The organism is Roseibium sp. (genome assembly GCF_039982295.1).
Taxonomy (GTDB): Bacteria; Pseudomonadota; Alphaproteobacteria; order Rhizobiales; family Stappiaceae; genus Roseibium.
This window is the reverse complement of record NZ_JBDWYP010000063.1, coordinates 1-17,076: the sequence shown is the minus strand read 5'-3', so window position 1 is coordinate 17,076 and position 17,076 is coordinate 1. Positions and strand designations below refer to the sequence as shown.

Genomic DNA, 17,076 nt, shown 5'->3' with positions numbered 1-17,076 from the left:
CGTACCTGAATGTTGGAAGCGTCAGAAAATGTTGGACGAAATTGATTTAGGCCCCGGCTTTCCAGAATGGACCGAACTCGGGCAGGAAACCGGCCTCGACCCTTTGGGGATGCAGAGGCCCATCGAACTCGTTTATCAGTCGTTGCTACCCGGCATCAGCACAATCACGTTGCGCCTCAGATACTATTCCTTTTTCGCGTGGCTATTGGAGGCTTACGCAAAGACGTCGGGCGTTACGAATGAATATGAGGCATTCCGACGCTTTCAGCGCCGAGCGGAGGCTCTCTTTGCTCTGACTTGCGCGCGTGGTGACACCGAGCTCGGCGTAGCTGGTATCGATTGGGCGAACCGACAGCTTGGCTTGGTGGATCCAGAGAACGCGGATGCACTGGTCGATTTCAGAACCGGCGCTGACCCGGAAACGGACGCGAACCTTCGCTATCTTCGCAACAAGGGCGGCGCTTTTGGTGGTATCTACGCCAGCCAGATGCGTGAGATGGGGCTCGTGAAGATGGACGATCCTAACCTGCCTGTTCCGTTTTGCAAGGACGCCGCACTGCCTCTGGCTGATGCCTTCCAACAAGCAATCGGAGATCTGGCCGATGTATTTCTAAAAACGGTTGCGGCCGGAGTAGTAACGCTCTCCACACTCGACCGCCTCGCACCAATCAAGCCGACCAACATCAGTCCTGGAAGCCCGGAACAGCGTGAACTTGCAGCTATCCTCTTCGGGCGGCACGCATCAGCGGCAGAAAGCGACCAGACCAGAAGTCAAACCCTCAAGATGTTGCTGCGCCTAGCCGCCCAGCGTGGACGGCCCCCAAAATCCGAGGAATCCAAGTGGGACTGGTTTGGCGTCACTACCGGAGTGGATGAAGGGATGGATTCGTCCGAACTTCAACCCGTATGGGCGCTGTACCAGGCCAGTGACCTTCTTCGGTTGGCGTACGAAACGTTGCTTTTTGCGGGTCTACGCATCCTGACCATTGCCCCGCCCAACAGCATGTCCCTCGACGGCGTGATTGAGGGTGTGACGGATATGGCAGGCCTCCCAGGCAACCAATCTTTGCAAGAGTGGATCCATGAGCAGATCGATTTTTCCGATCTTGAAAATCACGCGAAGACCGCAGCACACGCGATGCAGGAAACGCTGACCGCCGCAGATGATGAGCAAGCAGTTAAGTCGGCGTGGTCATTGATCGCGGCGCTGTCCTTGAAAGGTAAACAGCTCGACCGTTCCGTTCTTGAGTGGGTAGGCAGTGCAGAGCATTTTCAATCTCTGGTCAGCGAGATGAAATTCATAGAATTGCGGCATGATTTGCCCGTCCAGACAGCTCTCGCCGAACTTCTGAGGGAACGTATTTTTCGCCGGCATCTTTGGGTCGCTTCTCGAAAATTCCGCAATCAGAAGGCTTATACTTTCCTCTTCGAGCCGGACGACGGTGCGCTTCGTTTCCGTGACTTTTTTCGGGTCTCACCGAGTAGTCCTCGGATCGACCAGGCTGTACAGTTCCTCCGCGATGTCAAACTCCTCGATGATCGCGGCGTGACTTGGCTTGGCCTCGAGGAGCTTGAGCACGGATGAAGTATTACGATGTCTTTGGCGAGGCGGGGTTCCATTCGGCGTTCATGACAACCTATGCGTTTTCCGCGCAAGCCTTCGAGGATGTGCCTTTCCCGAAACTGAGAGGCGCTGGCTGCCGGAACATCGCTATATTAGCGGACAAAGCGATGCTGAATATGAGCTTTGCCGAATATGGAGCGCCGAGATACGCCGGAGCGCTGTATCATCTCGCTAAGGTGTCAGTAGGTGGCGCTTTTCATCCCAAGATGACCCTGCTGGTCGGTCCTGAGAAAGGACGGCTGCTGATTGGATCCGCAAACCTGACCGCTCTCGGGCTGGCAGGAAACAAAGAGCTGGTTGCAGATGTCAGGTACACAGCCGATGACACGGACAACGCACCTCTCTTCGGCGAGGTGCTCAACTACCTTCGAAGCCACATTCCATCGGAGGATCCTTGGTTTGGCGACGCTCTGAGTCGCGCCTTTCGGTATTCGCCATGGCTTCGAGAGGCTGCGGAAATCGAAACCCCCGGCGATCAATCGGATATCCGCCTTCTCGCCGACAAATCGGACCAGACGTTCCTCGACCAGATACAGGCCGCAGTAGCCGGTGATGAAATTGAGCAGCTAGTTGTGCTATCGCCTTATTGGGATGCTAAGCTCGAAGGCCTTACGCGCCTGCGTGAAGTCCTTGGAATGCCGCCCACGGATATATTGATCGACCCGCTGGCCGCGCAGTTTCCCGCGTCGGTGTTGGATGGCGCTACAGTGGAACTCTTTGATCTGAGGGACGAACGGTCCTCTCGGTTCGTCCATGCCAAAGCCTTCATCGCCTGCGGCAAAGAATGCGACCACGTGATTTCAGGCAGCATGAACTGCTCCCTTCCGGCTCTGCTGGGACCGACTATCCCAAGGGGAAATGCTGAACTGGGCCTATACAAACGCGTACAGCCCGGCATGGCCCTTCGCGCTTTGAAACTCGACGGATATCGGCAGACCCCACTGGATCGGGACGAAATTCTCCCGCGGCTGATTACAACCAACATCAATGATGGCTTACAGGCACGGGATGGCGGCGCGTTCACCTTGCAGGGACATCGACTGAACTGGACCCCGCCTGCTCCAGCCTCGGATCGCGCCTTGTCACTGCAGCTATACGATCGAGACGGCGTTGAGTTAGGTGACCCAATTCAGATCGACGCATCGTCTCGATTTGAATGGGCCCTTCCCAATCCAGACCTGCGCCCTCGAACGGCAAGGGTTCAGTTTGAGGGCGGGCTTTCAGTACCGACCATCATTGTCGATCTTGACGCGCTTCTGATCCGAACCTTGCCTCCGCACCGGGGCAAGAAGCGTAAGATCGCAGATTTCCTTTCGGAGACGACCTACGAGGACCTGTTCCTGCTCCAGGCCATCAACGAGTTGGAAATGCTTGATATTGGAGAACAACCGGTCTCTGCGGAGCATGTCGGCAGAGCAGTGGTCGAAGCCAGTGGAAGCGATGAGCAACCCGAACTCCGGGTGCTGTCCTATGAAGCTTTTGTCCGGGCTCGTAGCCGAGCAAAGGCCGAGGACAGCCGCAATGCCTTCGTTTTGGCAAAGCGCCAGGATGGGGCCGCCGATCTTGTTAGCATGTGCCTGAACAGACTAATCGGCCTCATGGTGAGTGATTTGTCGAGCGAGGATGAGGATGATCTTCGGCGACAGTCAGAAATTGACCTCCGAAATACCGAGCCTTCATCCGAAGGCGACGACGAACCGGAAACTGCTCAGCTTGCAAAGGCCGCCGAAAAAAAAGCAGCGAGACAGCGCGTGAAGGCGACTGCAAAGAAGATCGAAGAAGCTGTAAAAGCCTTTGAGGCGCGTAGCAAAGACTTGGCCGGACAACGCATCACCACCACAGAGCTTGTGCGGTTGAGAACCTTGCTGCAAATCATTCTGGCATATGCTCAGCCTGCAGGAGGTAACGACAGCGATCTTCACGTCCTGCCAATCAGTGGAAAAAACGGCGACTGGCCGCGTTTGATTGGGCGTCTGCTCAACCAGCATTTCAAGGCAATGCGTGCTCTTCATTCCCTCGACGTCGAAGCGGACGAAAGCGAACACCACCGCGTCTTAGAATACCTAGCCTTCACGAGGTATGCGGCGCTGATTGCCGTTGCTGGCGCTCGATCAACTGGCCCGGGCAATCCCATCTTGAAGCCACTCGATCAGCTGGCGAAAGACGTTGAGACCCAAGTTCGAGCGGTGATTTCGCTGCAAGAGGAAGACACTCACGCGATCGGCGAAATCAATGACCGGCTGAATGAGCGCTTCACGGTCAGACTGGGACTTAATCATGTTCAATTTCAATGAAGTTTTTCGGACGAACAAGCACCGACCAAGCAGGTGCAAAAAAGGAGCCGTGTTACATCGAACGAACCGATATCAGTGCCGAGGGTCTGATTTGGCCTTCGCAAGGGCGGATTGACCGAACCTACCTCGAATACGGCGGTGGATTTCGGAGATATAAGAACCTCGCAAAGGCAACCTCCAAGCCAGTAACAGTGCACATTACGTTCCGCCTCGCAAAGCGAAACTGCTGCAGAGCGATACAGAGGCCGAACGGGGCATCTAGCCAGGCAAGGACCCAGAAGGCCCTTCAAGAACAATGTTCCACCAACTGGATTGCTGGGCCTGACCTGCTTATAGATCTAAATTGATAGGGCTTGCAGCATAACAAGCAGAAGCAGTAGCATCCATCGACACAGTCGCGCAAAAGCAATGCTAGACCAATGAATTGAAGTAATTGATTGGAACCCTCAGAAAATACGCAATGGAAAGAAAAAATTGGATGAAGTTGTTTGCCTATGAATGAGGCCGATACCTGCAGGAAATTCGTCGTCCCCAAGCTGCAGGCAGCCGGCTGGGATGATCGCCCGCACGCAATAAACGAGCAGAGAACTTTTACAGACGGCCGAGTGGTATTCATCGGCGGCAAGGCGCGCCGTGGGAAGCAGAAGCGCTCCGACTACCTGCTCCGATACAATCCTGATTTCCCGATAGCGGTTGTGGAGGCCAAGTCCCGTTATAGCCATGCAGCGGAAGGGCTTCAGCAAGCCAAGGAGTATGCCGAAATTCTCGGCCTTCGGTTTGCTTACTCCACCAATGGCATCGAAATCGTTGAATTCGACTATACAACCGGAATTGAGCGGACAATCAGGGATTTTCCAGCGCCCGATGATCTCTGGGCGCGGCTGCGTCGTGCAGAGGGCATCGTTGACGACGAGGTGGCGGAACGGCTGCTCTCGCCCACGTTTCCTGACAGGTCGAAGCCGCTCCGCTACTATCAGGAAATCGCCGTCAACCGTGCCGTTCAGGCGGCGCTTCAGGGCAGGAAGCGGGCGCTTCTGACCTTATGTACGGGGGCGGGCAAGACCGCTGTCGCCTTCCAAATTTGCTGGAAGCTCTGGTCGGCACGTTGGAACTCGAAGGGCGTCAACCGCAACCCGAAGATCCTGTTTCTCGCCGACCGAAATGTTCTGGTCGATGATCCGATGGCGAAGGATTTCAGCCCATTCGGCGATGCCCGACATAAAATCGCGGGCGGCGTCGCTGTCAAAAGCCGCGATATATATTTCGCAATCTACCAGTCCATCGCGCGAGATGAGAATCGCCCCGGCCTCTACCGCGAATATGCGCGGGATTTTTTCGACCTCATAATAATCGATGAATGCCACCGGGGCAGCGCGCGTGACGACAGTAATTGGCGCGAGATTCTCGAATGGTTCGCGCCAGCAACCCAGATTGGAATGACGGCGACGCCGAGGCGCGAGGAAAACCTCGACACCTACAACTACTTCGGCGATCCACTTTACGAATACAGTCTTGCGCAGGGAATCGCAGACGGCTTCCTCGCTCCGTACCGCGTTCACCGTGTCATCTCGGACTACGACGCCGCTGGATGGCGCCCGACGCGGGGCGAACTTGACCGTTACGGACGCGAAATACCTGATACAGAATATTCCACGCGAGACTTTGAGCGGGTCGTGGCGCTTCGCGCGAGGACGCAGGCCATCGCGAAACACCTAGCGGGCTTCATGGCGGAGACCGATCGCTTCGCTAAAACCATCGTCTTCTGCGTTGATCAGGAACACGCGCTCGAAATGCGTCAGGCGCTCGCTGCCTTAAACACCGATCTGGTGAAGGATCACCCCGACTATGTTTGCCGCGTCACGTCCGACGAGGGCGACGTTGGCAGTGCGCACCGTGCCAAGTTTCAGGATGTCGAAACTCAGACGCCGGTCATCCTCACCACGTCGCAACTTCTAACCACCGGCGTCGACGCCCCGACCTGCAAGAACGTAGTGCTTGCCCGGGTCGTGGGCTCCATGCCGGAGTTCAAGCAAATTATCGGACGTGGCACGCGCCTCAGGGCCGATTATGGGAAGCTCGCCTTCAACATCATCGACTACACCGGCACTGCAACACGAATGTTCGCTGACCCGGCCTTCGACGGCGATCCGGTCCGCGAAGACGAAGCGGTGATCAATGCAGACGGTGATGTCGTTGAAGTACGCGAGATCGAGGAAGTGGCGCTGGATCCCGACGATTTTCCGGATATTCCAGATGGACCGGCCGTTCTCGACGTCGATCCAGAGGCTGGCCCTCGCAAATTCTATGTCGATGGCGGTGAGGTTTCGATTGTCCGACACCTCGTATACGATCTTGACTCCGATGGACGGCAGATCGCCTGCCGCCAGCTGACCGACTATACCGGCGACAAGGTCCGCACCCTGTACCCCAATGCGTCGGAACTGCGGAGAGACTGGCTTGACCCCGAGCGCAGGGCCGAGATCGTCGAACGGCTGGAGGAGAAGGGTATCGGGCTCGACTCCCTTGCCGATGCGGTTGGAAAGCCGGAGTCCGACCCGTTCGACCTTCTTTGCCATCTCGCCTACAACGCTCCCTTGCGTACCCGCCGTGAGCGCGCGGACCGCCTGCTGCGCGAACAAGACGATTTTCTGGCCCGCTTCGAGCCTGATGCCCGCGAAGTTCTAGATGCCGTGCTCGAGAAATATGCCGAACACGGCAGTGCCCAGTTCAAGCTGCCCGACTTGCTCGAAATCCCTCCATTCAACGAATGGGGTAATGTAATTGAAATTGCCGCCCGCTTCGGCGGCGGCAAGGAGTTGCGCGGCGCCGTCACCGAATTGCAGCGTCTGCTCTACACCGCTTAAATCGAAGGAGTGCCAAATTGGCAAAAACTGCCCGCAAGAAGGCTGCGCCGAAGCAACTGACCACTGCCCAGCGTCTCGACAGCATCATCAAGTCTGCGCGCAAGATCATGCGCAAGGACAAGGGACTGAACGGCGATCTCGACCGCCTGCCAATGCTCACCTGGATCATGTTCCTGAAGTTCCTTGACGACATGGAGCGGATTGAGGAAGGGCGCGCGGATCTGGCGGGCAAGGACTATCGTTCAATCATCGAGGCACCCTATCGCTGGCGCGATTGGGCTGCAGACGCCGACGGCATCACAGGCCCTGACCTACTGTCGTTCCTTGTCGCCGACGAAGCTGAACGACCGGGCGGGATCCGTGGCCCCGGCCTGTTTGCCTATCTGCGCGGTTTACGCGGTGACAATGGCCGACGAGAGCGGCGCGACGTGATCGCGACCGTTTTTCAGGGCTTCGCCAACCGAATGGAAAGCGGCTACCTTCTCCGTGACGTAGTGAACCTGATCGACGGCATCCACTTCGACTCCTCCGAAGAGGTCCACACGCTCGGACGCCTATACGAAACGCTGCTGCGCGAAATGCGCGACGCTGCAGGGGACTCGGGCGAGTTTTACACGCCCCGGCCGGTGGTGCGCTTCATGGTTGAGGTGACAGACCCGAAACTCGGTGAGACCATCCTCGATCCCGCCTGTGGGACGGGTGGCTTCCTGACTGAATCCTACCAACACCTCGAACGACAGGCCGACACAGTCGAGAAGCGCCGGATCCTTCAGGAAGACAGCTTCTTCGGTGGCGAAGCCAAATCGCTGCCGTTCCTGTTGTCCCAGCTCAACCTGTTGCTGCACGGTCTTCATGCCCCGCGTATTGATCCCGGCAATGCGCTGCGCTTCCGTCTGGCGGAAATCGGCGAGGATCAGCGGGTCAACGTCATCCTGACCAACCCGCCCTTTGGCGGCGAAGAAGAGACGGGCATCCTCAACAACTTTCCCGAGGATCGGCGCACGGCGGAAACGGCGCTTCTGTTTCTCCAGCTGATCATGCGACGTCTGAAGCGTGCCGGGCGCGGGCGGGCAGCTGTTGTTGTCCCGCAAGGTACTCTGTTTGGAGATGGAATATCGGCCCGGATCAAAGCCGACTTGCTGGAGAAATTCAATCTGCACACAGTCGTGCGCCTGCGCGAAGGCGTGTTCGCGCCCTATACCGACATTCCGGCAAACCTGATCTTCTTCGACACCAGCGGACCGACCAAGGATATCTGGTACTATGAGCTGCCACTGCCGGAGGGTCGCAAGAAATACTCAAAAACCGCTCCGATGGCATATGAGGAGTTCGGGGGCTGCCTTGAATGGTGGAATGATCGTAGGGAGAATGAGCGAGCGTGGAAGGTTTCTGCCGCGGATTTGGTCCAGCGCGATGACCAAGATCGTGTAACATCCTGCAACCTAGACATAAAAAATCCTCACATCGCTGAACTCGAGGACCAACGGACTCCGAAGGAAATCATTAAAACGATTGTGGATACAGAGCGCGACGTTCTTAAGCAACTTGTCGACATCCAGAATGGCATTGATAGGGTTTCCGTCCTTGATGGTAAACCGACACACCTCGGCGAATTTCTTACTAAGTCGGACGATTGGGTAACCACAGAGCCAGATGTAATCTACAAACAAGTTACAGTTCGTTTGTGGGGCAAAGGGCTTATTCTTCGAGGGTTGAAGTCAGGTTCCGAAATCGCTGCAGCCAAACAGGTGAAAGTATCCGTGGGGCAATTCTTGATGTCACGAATTGACGCGCGCCACGGCGCATTTGGGATCGTCCCCGAAGATCTGAACGAGGCCCTCGTCAGCAACGACTTTCCCGCATTCAATATTGATACGTCAGTTGTCCTACCACATTTCTTTGAGTGGATCACCAGAACTGAGGGATTTGTCGATCTCTGCCGACGCGCCAGCGAAGGGTCAACAAACAGAGTTCGCCTCAAAGAAGAAAAATTCCTAGACATGCGAGTGCCGGTCCCAACCCTAGACGAGCAGAAGGAAATCTTGGATAGGCTCGATATTCTCGCTTCACTTCGCAATCTGAATCAAACGGTTGAGGCGGATCTGAACGCGATGATTCAAGCAATGCTTCACGAGGTCTTCAGAGGTAGGCCCGAAGCTCTAAGTCAGGCTGAATAGTGTTCCTCAGCGTCCCGACCGCTTTTTCGGCGGACTGATCCGGTCGCCCTTCGACAGGATGTAATCGGCTATCTTGTAGCCAAGCGGATGGGGCCCAGCCCACAGCATGTAGTAAATGGGGACGCCGCGGGTGTTTCGGACCACGCTGGGCGACGCGGCATGCCCGAACAAATCCTTCAGACGGCCGACATAGTAATTGAGTAGCCTCTGCGCTGCGTCGTCCACCTTGTGGCGCGTCGTGTCTCCAAACAGGTCCTTCTGGTTGGCGTAGACAAGGTTTTCCCAATCCGAGCTGCCAAAACAGCCATTCAATCCGTTGCGCCAATTGTCGGGGATATCGCCCGAGCGCGTGATCAGCCGGTTGATTGCCATACCCAGCGGGAAATTGATGATGACCTCAAAATTCTTGGTGGCACCGAGCGCCGCGACCGTTTGCCAGTCCAAGTGCGGACCATAGGGATCCAGAAAGGCGACCCCTTTGGTGTTTCGGCCGCTGAGCCTCGGGACCAATTTCTGAATCAGGCCATTGGCGTCGCCCACCTGCACATTGATCTTGCGTTCTGGAAAGTCCGATTGCAGTCCCTCTAGCAGTGCGGCCCGCCCAGCGTCGGCATCGAAGAAATAGTACTGGGAAAAGGGGTTCTGGAGGCCGAGCGCGCGTCGCGGCGACCCTTCGATGAACTCCTCCTCTGACCTCATGAACTCATCGTCGATGAGTTGGATGTCCTCTTCGTCAGCATCAGTCCATGCAGTGCGAATTCTGGAACGCCCGGCACCGGCGAACGCATCGATGTAGATCAGGTCAAATGACTGCTTCTTGAGAGCCATCGTGTAGGCGTGAAGATAGGCTTCGAGCCCATCCAGCTTTTGCCTGGCCCAAGGCCCTACCGTGTTTTCAACATGCGATTTCTTCAAAGAAACTCGTACTCCCGGTAAAATGGTTCATGCTGAAATCTGGTCCAAGATTGGCTTCGGCACAATCTGCCACGGGAAGCCGTTCCACTCCTCGCCATCAAGAAGGCGACCGCCAGACTTTGGCCGTGGACCACCCCATTGCTTGAAGAAAAACGCCACATTGTCGCGCGCGCAAATTTCGCGAAGCTGGCGTGCCCAGCTCTCGTCCATGGCGCGTGCGCGGGGGCCGCTTTCGCCACCCACAATAGCCCAGGCAATGCCTCGCAGATCCACTTCCCCGATGGCCCCCAGCAAGGGCTCAAACGAAATGAAGCGGGCTTCGGAGTTGATTTGCTTCAAATGCTCAATGCGACTTACATGCGCTGAGTCCTCTACCGACACGCCCAGCCAGATATGGCGTGGGACCGGCCCGCCGTCATACCGCTTCCGGATATAGTTCCGCATGAGCGAACTGCGCTTGGTCAGAACCTGATAGACATGCCAATCCGCGTGCTCCATGGCGTCGAACACCAGGTCGATGTATGCGCGATCTATTTCCTTGTGGAACAGGTCGCTCATCGAGTTCACGAAGATCATCCGCGGTTTTTTCCAGAGCGCTGGTTGTCGTAGCCTTGATGGCCAGAGTTTCAGGTCGAAACCTTGTTCATAAGGATGATCTGGTATGCCGCGCCAACGCTCCGCGAAACGCTCCGCGTAGCAGTTGTCACACCCCGGACCGACTTTGGTGCAGCCCGTGACCGGGTTCCACGTCGCGTCCGTCCACTCTATCTGTGACTTCTGGGCCAACTGCTCGCCTCATGCTTTTTCGGGATTGTAGCACGAGGCTGACACAGCACAAAGCACGAACGGCATGCCCTTCGAATGGCCGGTAGATTGGTTTCGGCCACGAGGCATGGAGAGTTGCAAGTCTCAGGGTTCCGCCCCCGACGCAACACCGACATTTACCTGTCTTTGCACGCCAGAACCCTACGCCTCTTGAATAGCTGTTGAGCGAAGCCGGTTTCCGGTCTTCTTGATGAACCCGATCCAGGGCCGCCTTTCGGCAGCCAAACCACGGAACGAGGACAGAATGGCAGAGGCAGTTCAGAGACCGGAGGCGATTGAGCGGGGTGCGCGGATGCTGCGCACTGCGCTCGGGCCCGCCATCGCAGGATTTCTGGGAGACCCCATGACCGTTGAGGTCATGCTCAACCCCGACGGGCGGCTTTGGATCGACCGACTGTCAGAAGGCCTCTCCGACACGGGTGCCACGCTGTCGCCTGCCGACGGCGAGCGGATCGTGCGGCTTGTTGCCCACCACGTAGGCGCCGAGGTGCATGCCATGCGCCCACGAGTCTCCGCGGAACTGCCAGAGACCGGTGAACGCTTCGAAGGACTTCTGCCGCCGGTCGTCACCGCCCCGTGCTTTGCCATCCGGAAGCCCGCTGTGGCCGTCTTCACGCTGGCCGACTATGTCGCGGCTGGGATCATGACCGAGGCGCAGGCTGAGGCGTTGCGTTCAGGTGTGACCACGCGGGCCAATATCCTTGTTGCCGGTGGAACCTCAACCGGCAAGACGACACTCACCAATGCCTTGCTGGCTGAGGTCGCGAACACCGACGACCGCGTCGTGCTCATCGAGGATACGCGCGAGCTGCAATGTGCCGCACCCAATCTCGTGGCCCTGCGCACCAAGGACGGGGTGGCGTCGCTGGCCGATCTGGTCCGCTCCTCGCTGCGTTTGCGGCCCGACCGCATCCCCATCGGCGAGGTGCGCGGGGCCGAGGCACTTGATCTGCTCAAGGCTTGGGGCACCGGCCATCCGGGCGGCATCGGCACCATCCATGCAGGCTCCGCCCTCGGGGCGCTGCGCCGGATGGAGCAACTCATTCAGGAGGCGGTGGTGACCGTGCCGCGCGCCCTCATCGCCGAAACCATCAATCTGATCGCTGTCCTGTCGGGGCGCGGAGCCAGTCGCCGCTTGGTCGAGCTGGCCCGCGTCGATGGGCTCGGGCCCGACGGCGACTACCGTATTTTCTCGGCGGAACCGCTGCCGGACGGCCCCCTTGTCACAGGAGAAACCCCATGATCCGACACGTTCACCGCCTGCGCGCGCAGGCCAGCCATACCGCCACCTTCGTTTGCGTCAGCCTGATGCTGGCCAGTCCCGCTTGGGCCGCAGGCTCGTCCATGCCCTGGGAAGCGCCGCTGCAATCGATCCTCGAGTCGATTGAAGGGCCAGTTGCCAAGATCATCGCAGTGATTATCATTATCGTTACTGGCCTGACGTTGGCCTTCGGGGACAGCTCCGGGGGCTTTCGCCGCCTGATCCAGATTGTCTTCGGCATCTCCATCGCTTTTGCGGCCAGTTCGTTCTTCCTGAGTTTCTTCAGCTTCGGCGGCGGGGCGCTGATCTGATGACAGTCGACCTTGAACACCTCAATGAGGTCCCTGGCTTCAGCATTCCCGTCCACCGGGCCCTGACCGAGCCGATCCTGCTGGCAGGTGCGCCCCGGGCCTTCGCGATCCTGAACGGCACACTCGCCGGGGCCATCGGCCTCGGCCTGCAACTCTGGGCCGCCGGGATCGCCATTGGGGTGCTCGGGCATGCCCTGGCCGTCTGGGCCGCGCGGCGCGATCCGCTCTTCGTCGAGGTGGGGCGCAGACATCTGCGGCTGCCCGGTCATTTCGAGGTTTGAGGGCAGAGCGATGATGAACCTTGCAGAATATCGCCGGAAGGGAACGCGGCTTGCAGATTACCTGCCTTGGGCGGCGCTGGTGGCCGCGGGCGTGGTGTTGAACAAGGATGGCAGCTTTCAGCGCACGGCGCGTTTTCGCGGTCCCGATCTCGACAGTGCTGTCGCAGCGGAACTTGTCGCCGTGGCAGGGCGGCTCAACAACGCTTTCCGCCGCCTTGGGTCGGGCTGGGCGATCTTCGTCGAAGCGCAGCGCATCGCGGCCGCCGACTATCCCGACAGCCGCTTCCCCGATCCCGCCTCGGCGCTCGTGGATGCCGAACGCCGCGCCGCCTTCGCCGAGCAGGGTGTGCATTTCCAGTCGGAATACTTCCTGACCTTCCTCTACCTGCCGCCAGCCGAAGAAGCCGCGCGTGCCGAGACCTGGCTCTACGAGGGCCGCGAGAAGACCGGGATCGACACGGGCGAGGTGCTGCGCGGTTTCATCGATCGGACCGACCGGGTGTTGGCCCTTTTCGACGGGTTCATGCCGGAATGCCGCTGGCTCGATGATAGCGAGACGCTGAGCTATCTGCATTCGACCGTCTCGACCCACCGCCACCGGCTCCGCGTGCCGGAGACCCGGGTCTATCTCGATGCGCTTCTGGCCGATCAGCCGCTCACCGGCGGGCTTGAACCCCAACTGGGCGCGGCATATTTGCGCGTTCTGACCCTCTCGGGGTTCCCGACGGCCACCACGCCCGGGATCCTCGATGAGCTCAATCGGCTGGCCTTTCCCTATCGCTGGGCGACGCGCGCAATCCTGATGGACAAGACCGAGGCGACCCGGATGGTGACCCGCATCCGGCGCCAATGGTTTGCCAAGCGCAAATCCATCGCAGCCATCCTGAAGGAGGTGATGACCAACGAGCAATCGACATTGGTCGACACGGATGCCGCCAACAAGGCCGCCGATGCCGATATGGCCCTGCAGGAGCTTGGCGCCGATCTCGCTGGCGAGGCCTATGTCACCGCGAGCCTGGTTGTCTGGGATGAGGATCCCCGTCGCGCCGACGAAAAGCTGCGCCTCGTCGAAAAGGTCGTGCAGGGCCGCGACTTCACCGCGATGGTCGAGACGGTCAATGCCGTCGATGCCTGGTTCGGCTCTTTGCCGGGGCATCCCTACGCCAATGTCCGCCAACCGCCGATCTCGACCCTGAATCTCGCCCATATCATCCCGCTCTCGGCAGTCTGGGCGGGTGAAGAGCGGGACACGCATTTTGATGCACCGCCACTGCTCTACGGCAAGACCGAGGGTGCGACCCCGTTCCGGCTGTCGCTCCATGTCGGCGACGTCGGTCATTCGTTGGTCGTCGGCCCGACCGGTGCGGGCAAATCCGTGCTGCTGGCGCTAATGGCGCTGCAGTTCCGTCGATACGGGCGAAGCCAAGTCTTCGCCTTCGATTTCGGGGGCTCGATCCGCGCCGCAATCCTCGCCATGGGCGGCGACTGGCATGATCTGGGCGGCGAGCTGACCGACGGGACCGAGGCCGACGTCTATCTGCAACCACTCGCCCGCATCGACCAACCCGCCGAGCGGGCCTGGGCCGCAGGCTGGATCGGTGCGATCCTTGCCCGCGAAGGCATCGCGATCACGCCCGACGTGAAGGAGCATCTCTGGACCGCCCTGACCTCCCTTGCCTCGGCCCCGATCGGGGAGCGCACGATCACCGGCCTCGCGGTCCTGCTGCAATCGACCGATCTGAAACAGGCCCTGCGGCCCTATTGCCTGGGCGGGGCCCATGGGCGGCTGCTTGATGCCGAGATCGAAGATTTAGGCATGGCGTCCGTCCAGGCCTTTGAGATCGAAGGGTTGGTGGGCACGTCTGCGGCACCGGCGGTGCTCTCCTATCTCTTCCATCGCATCGGCGACCGGCTCGACGGGATGCCGACATTGCTTATCATTGACGAGGGCTGGCTTGCGCTTGATGACGAGGGCTTCGCAGGCCAATTGCGCGAATGGCTGAAAACCCTGCGCAAGAAAAACGCCTCGGTGATCTTCGCGACCCAGTCGCTCTCGGATATCGACGCGTCCGCCATCGCGCCTGCGATCATCGAAAGCTGCCCGACGCGGCTTCTTCTGCCCAACGAGCGCGCCATCGAACCGCAGATCACTGCGATCTACCGCCGTTTCGGCCTGAATGACCGGCAGATCGAGATCCTCGCCCGCGCCACGCCGAAGCGGGACTATTACTGCCAGTCGCGGCGCGGAAACCGGCTCTTTGAGCTGGGCCTGTCCGAGGTGGGCCTCGCGCTCTGCGCCGCCTCGTCCAAATCCGATCAGTCGCTTATCACCGAAATTCTTGCGGAGCACGGCCGCGACGGGTTCCTCGCCGCCTGGCTGAATGCCCGGGGTCTCGGCTGGGCCGCTGACCTGATCCCGGACCTTACCAATCTCGCGCCCGACAGGGACGCGGATGACCCCGAAATCCCCCAAGACCCCCAACCCGAACAGGAGACAACACCATGACCCGCACACCCCATCGCTTCGGCAAATTCGCCGGCGCCTCCGCCCTCGCTTTGGCGCTGGCCGCGCCTCTCGGCCTTGCACCGATTTTCGCAAATCCGGCCCATGCCTTCTTCGGCGGCTTCGGTCGTATTGTCTACGATCCGCGCAATCACGCCGAGAACATTCTCTCGGCCGCCCGTGCGATGGAGCAGATCAACAACCAGATCACTCAGCTTCAGAACGAGGCGCGGATGTTGATCAACCAGGCCAGCAACCTTGCGAGCCTGCCGTATTCCGCGCTCCAGACGCTGCAGCAAAATGTCGACCAGACACGCCAACTTCTCTCTCAAGCGCAGAATATCGCCTTTGACGTGAACCAGATTGACCAGATCTTCCAGCAGGACTACGCCAATATCCCGATGGCCGCACCCGAGGCGCAGCTTCTGGCCGATGCGCGCTCCCGTTGGGAAAACACCGTGGGCGGGTTGCAGGACGCGCTCCGGGTTCAGGCGGGCGTCGTCGGTAATCTTGACGGCCAGCGGGCGGAACTCTCCGCGCTCGTTGGCGAAAGCCAATCTGCGGTCGGGGCCCTCCAGGCGACCCAGGCGGGGAACCAGCTTCTGGCACTCCAGTCCCAGCAAATCGCCGATCTCGTCGCGGTCACCGCCGCCAATGGCCGTGCCACGGCGCTTGTGGAAGCAGAACGCGCAGCAGCCGCCGAACAGGGTCGCGTCCAGCGCGAGCGATTCCTCACCCCGGGTGCAGGCTATCAGCCTGGCAATGCCCAGATGTTCAACAACTGACCGGCAAGGAGCAGACCCATGGACGGATCGGCCCTTGCCCGCATCGCCGCCATTATCTTTGTCGCCGTCGCCATCACAGCGGCGGTGGTGCAGATGAGCCGGGAGGAGGAGGGGCCGGTAGTGGGCCCGGGACCGCTCGCGGCCCCCGCGGCTGATCCGCTGCGTGCCGAACAACGGCGTTGCCAGGAACTCGGGGAGGCTGCGGCCTCCAATCCCGACTGCCTCGCCGTCTGGGCCGAGACCCGCGACCGGTTCCTCGGGCGCGACACCGGTGCAGACCAAGCCGGGGGTGAGTGAACCATGGGCGGCACCGGCGTCATCGATACCTTCCTCGGGGTCTTCACCTCCTACATCGATTCCGGCTTCGGACTCCTGGGCGGCGAGGTCGCCTTCATCGCCAGCACGTTGATTGTGATCGATGTGACGCTTGCAGCTCTGTTCTGGGCCTGGGGCGCTGATGACGACATCATTACCCGCCTCGTGAAAAAGACCCTCTTCGTCGGCGTTTTCGCCTGGCTCATCTCCAACTGGAACAGCCTCGCCGCGATCGTTTTCGACAGTTTCGCGGGGCTGGGATTGCTTGCTTCCGGCACCGGGTTTTCGCCTGCCGATCTGTTGCGCCCTGGCCGGGTGGCGCAAACCGGGCTCGACGCCGGGCGTCCGCTTCTGGAATCCACAGCGGATCTCATGGGCTTTGTCGCTTTCTTCGAGAACTTCATCCAGATCGCCTGCCTGCTCTTCGCTTGGGCCCTGGTCCTCCTAGCCTTCTTCCTCCTTGCGGTTCAGCTCTTCGTGACGCTGATCGAGTTCAAGCTGACGACGCTCGCGGGCTTCGTGCTGATCCCCTTCGGCCTGTTCGGCAAAACCGCCTTTATGGCCGAGCGGGTGCTGGGCAATGTCGTCTCCTCCGGCATCAAGGTGCTGGTGCTCGCCGTGATCATCGGCATCGGTTCGACGCTGTTCGGGCAGTTCACCGCTGGGTTCGGCGGCGTGACCCCCACCATCGACGAGGCCATGGCGATCGTGCTGGCCGCGCTTTCGCTTCTGGGTCTGGGCATTTTCGGCCCCGGCATTGCCACCGGCCTCGTCTCGGGCGGTCCGCAGCTGGGCGCAGGCGCTGCCGTGGGCACCGGCCTCGCCGTGGGCGGTGCCGCGGTCGCGACCGGCGGCGGGGCGATGCTCGCGGCGCGCGGGGCAGGCGCTTTGGCCTCCGGTGGCACCGCCGCGACGCGCGGC

General features: G+C 59.8%; 13 protein-coding genes. 11 read left to right on the top strand and 2 right to left on the bottom strand.

Annotated features, from left to right (window positions below):
• Window positions 1-28 precede the first annotated feature (28 nt).
• The 4 genes from ABJZ52_RS12790 to ABJZ52_RS12775 all read left to right on the top strand — a co-directional run bounded on the left by ABJZ52_RS12790 (window position 29) and on the right by ABJZ52_RS12775 (window position 8,959).
• A complete protein-coding gene (locus tag ABJZ52_RS12790; protein ID WP_348487775.1) occupies window positions 29-1,585 on the top strand; it encodes a hypothetical protein in 1,557 nt (518 codons plus the stop codon).
• Complete coding sequence (locus ABJZ52_RS12785) at window positions 1,582-3,918, top strand: hypothetical protein (RefSeq protein WP_348487774.1); 2,337 nt, start codon at window positions 1,582-1,584, stop codon at window positions 3,916-3,918. The genes ABJZ52_RS12790 and ABJZ52_RS12785 overlap by 4 nt, the downstream gene beginning before the upstream one ends.
• Before the next feature lie 605 nt (window positions 3,919-4,523).
• The gene (locus ABJZ52_RS12780) at window positions 4,524-6,782 is read left to right on the top strand and encodes a DEAD/DEAH box helicase family protein (RefSeq protein WP_348487773.1); all 2,259 of its coding nucleotides are present in this window, start codon (window positions 4,524-4,526) and stop codon (window positions 6,780-6,782) included.
• Between the two features lie 17 nt (window positions 6,783-6,799).
• Entirely contained in the window at window positions 6,800-8,959 is a 2,160-nt protein-coding gene (locus ABJZ52_RS12775; protein WP_348487772.1) for an N-6 DNA methylase, read from the top strand.
• A 6-nt stretch (window positions 8,960-8,965) separates the two neighbouring features.
• Here ABJZ52_RS12775 and ABJZ52_RS12770 read toward each other — a convergent pair whose 3' ends face one another.
• A complete protein-coding gene (locus ABJZ52_RS12770; RefSeq protein WP_348487771.1) occupies window positions 8,966-9,874 on the bottom strand; it encodes a three-Cys-motif partner protein TcmP in 909 nt (302 codons plus the stop codon).
• Between the two features lie 27 nt (window positions 9,875-9,901).
• Window positions 9,902-10,660, bottom strand: a complete 759-nt coding sequence (locus ABJZ52_RS12765) for a phage Gp37/Gp68 family protein (RefSeq protein WP_348487770.1) — start codon at window positions 10,658-10,660, stop codon at window positions 9,902-9,904.
• A gap of 283 nt (window positions 10,661-10,943) precedes the next feature.
• Between ABJZ52_RS12765 and trbB the strand changes: the two genes are divergently transcribed.
• The 7 genes from trbB to trbL form a co-directional block, all read left to right on the top strand.
• The gene (gene trbB / locus ABJZ52_RS12760; protein WP_348487769.1) at window positions 10,944-11,942 is read left to right on the top strand and encodes a P-type conjugative transfer ATPase TrbB; all 999 of its coding nucleotides are present in this window, start codon (window positions 10,944-10,946) and stop codon (window positions 11,940-11,942) included.
• On the top strand, window positions 11,939-12,271 hold the full coding sequence (locus ABJZ52_RS12755; RefSeq protein WP_348487768.1) for a TrbC/VirB2 family protein: 333 nt from the start codon (window positions 11,939-11,941) through the stop codon (window positions 12,269-12,271). The genes trbB and ABJZ52_RS12755 overlap by 4 nt, the downstream gene beginning before the upstream one ends.
• Window positions 12,271-12,552: a VirB3 family type IV secretion system protein gene (locus tag ABJZ52_RS12750; RefSeq protein ID WP_348487767.1), complete on the top strand. Its 282-nt coding sequence runs from the start codon at window positions 12,271-12,273 to the stop codon at window positions 12,550-12,552. Before ABJZ52_RS12755 ends, ABJZ52_RS12750 begins: the two co-directional genes overlap by 1 nt.
• A 10-nt stretch (window positions 12,553-12,562) precedes the next feature.
• Complete coding sequence (trbE, locus tag ABJZ52_RS12745; RefSeq protein ID WP_348487766.1) at window positions 12,563-15,058, top strand: conjugal transfer protein TrbE; 2,496 nt, start codon at window positions 12,563-12,565, stop codon at window positions 15,056-15,058.
• The gene (gene trbJ, locus ABJZ52_RS12740; RefSeq protein WP_348487765.1) at window positions 15,055-15,840 is read left to right on the top strand and encodes a P-type conjugative transfer protein TrbJ; all 786 of its coding nucleotides are present in this window, start codon (window positions 15,055-15,057) and stop codon (window positions 15,838-15,840) included. Before trbE ends, trbJ begins: the two co-directional genes overlap by 4 nt.
• An 18-nt stretch (window positions 15,841-15,858) precedes the next feature.
• Window positions 15,859-16,137, top strand: coding sequence for a putative entry exclusion protein TrbK-alt (gene trbK-alt / locus ABJZ52_RS12735; RefSeq protein WP_348487764.1), 279 nt, complete (start codon window positions 15,859-15,861; stop codon window positions 16,135-16,137).
• A gap of 3 nt (window positions 16,138-16,140) precedes the next feature.
• The coding region (trbL, locus tag ABJZ52_RS12730) for a P-type conjugative transfer protein TrbL (RefSeq protein WP_348487763.1) at window positions 16,141-17,076 on the top strand (936 nt) is incomplete at its 3' end.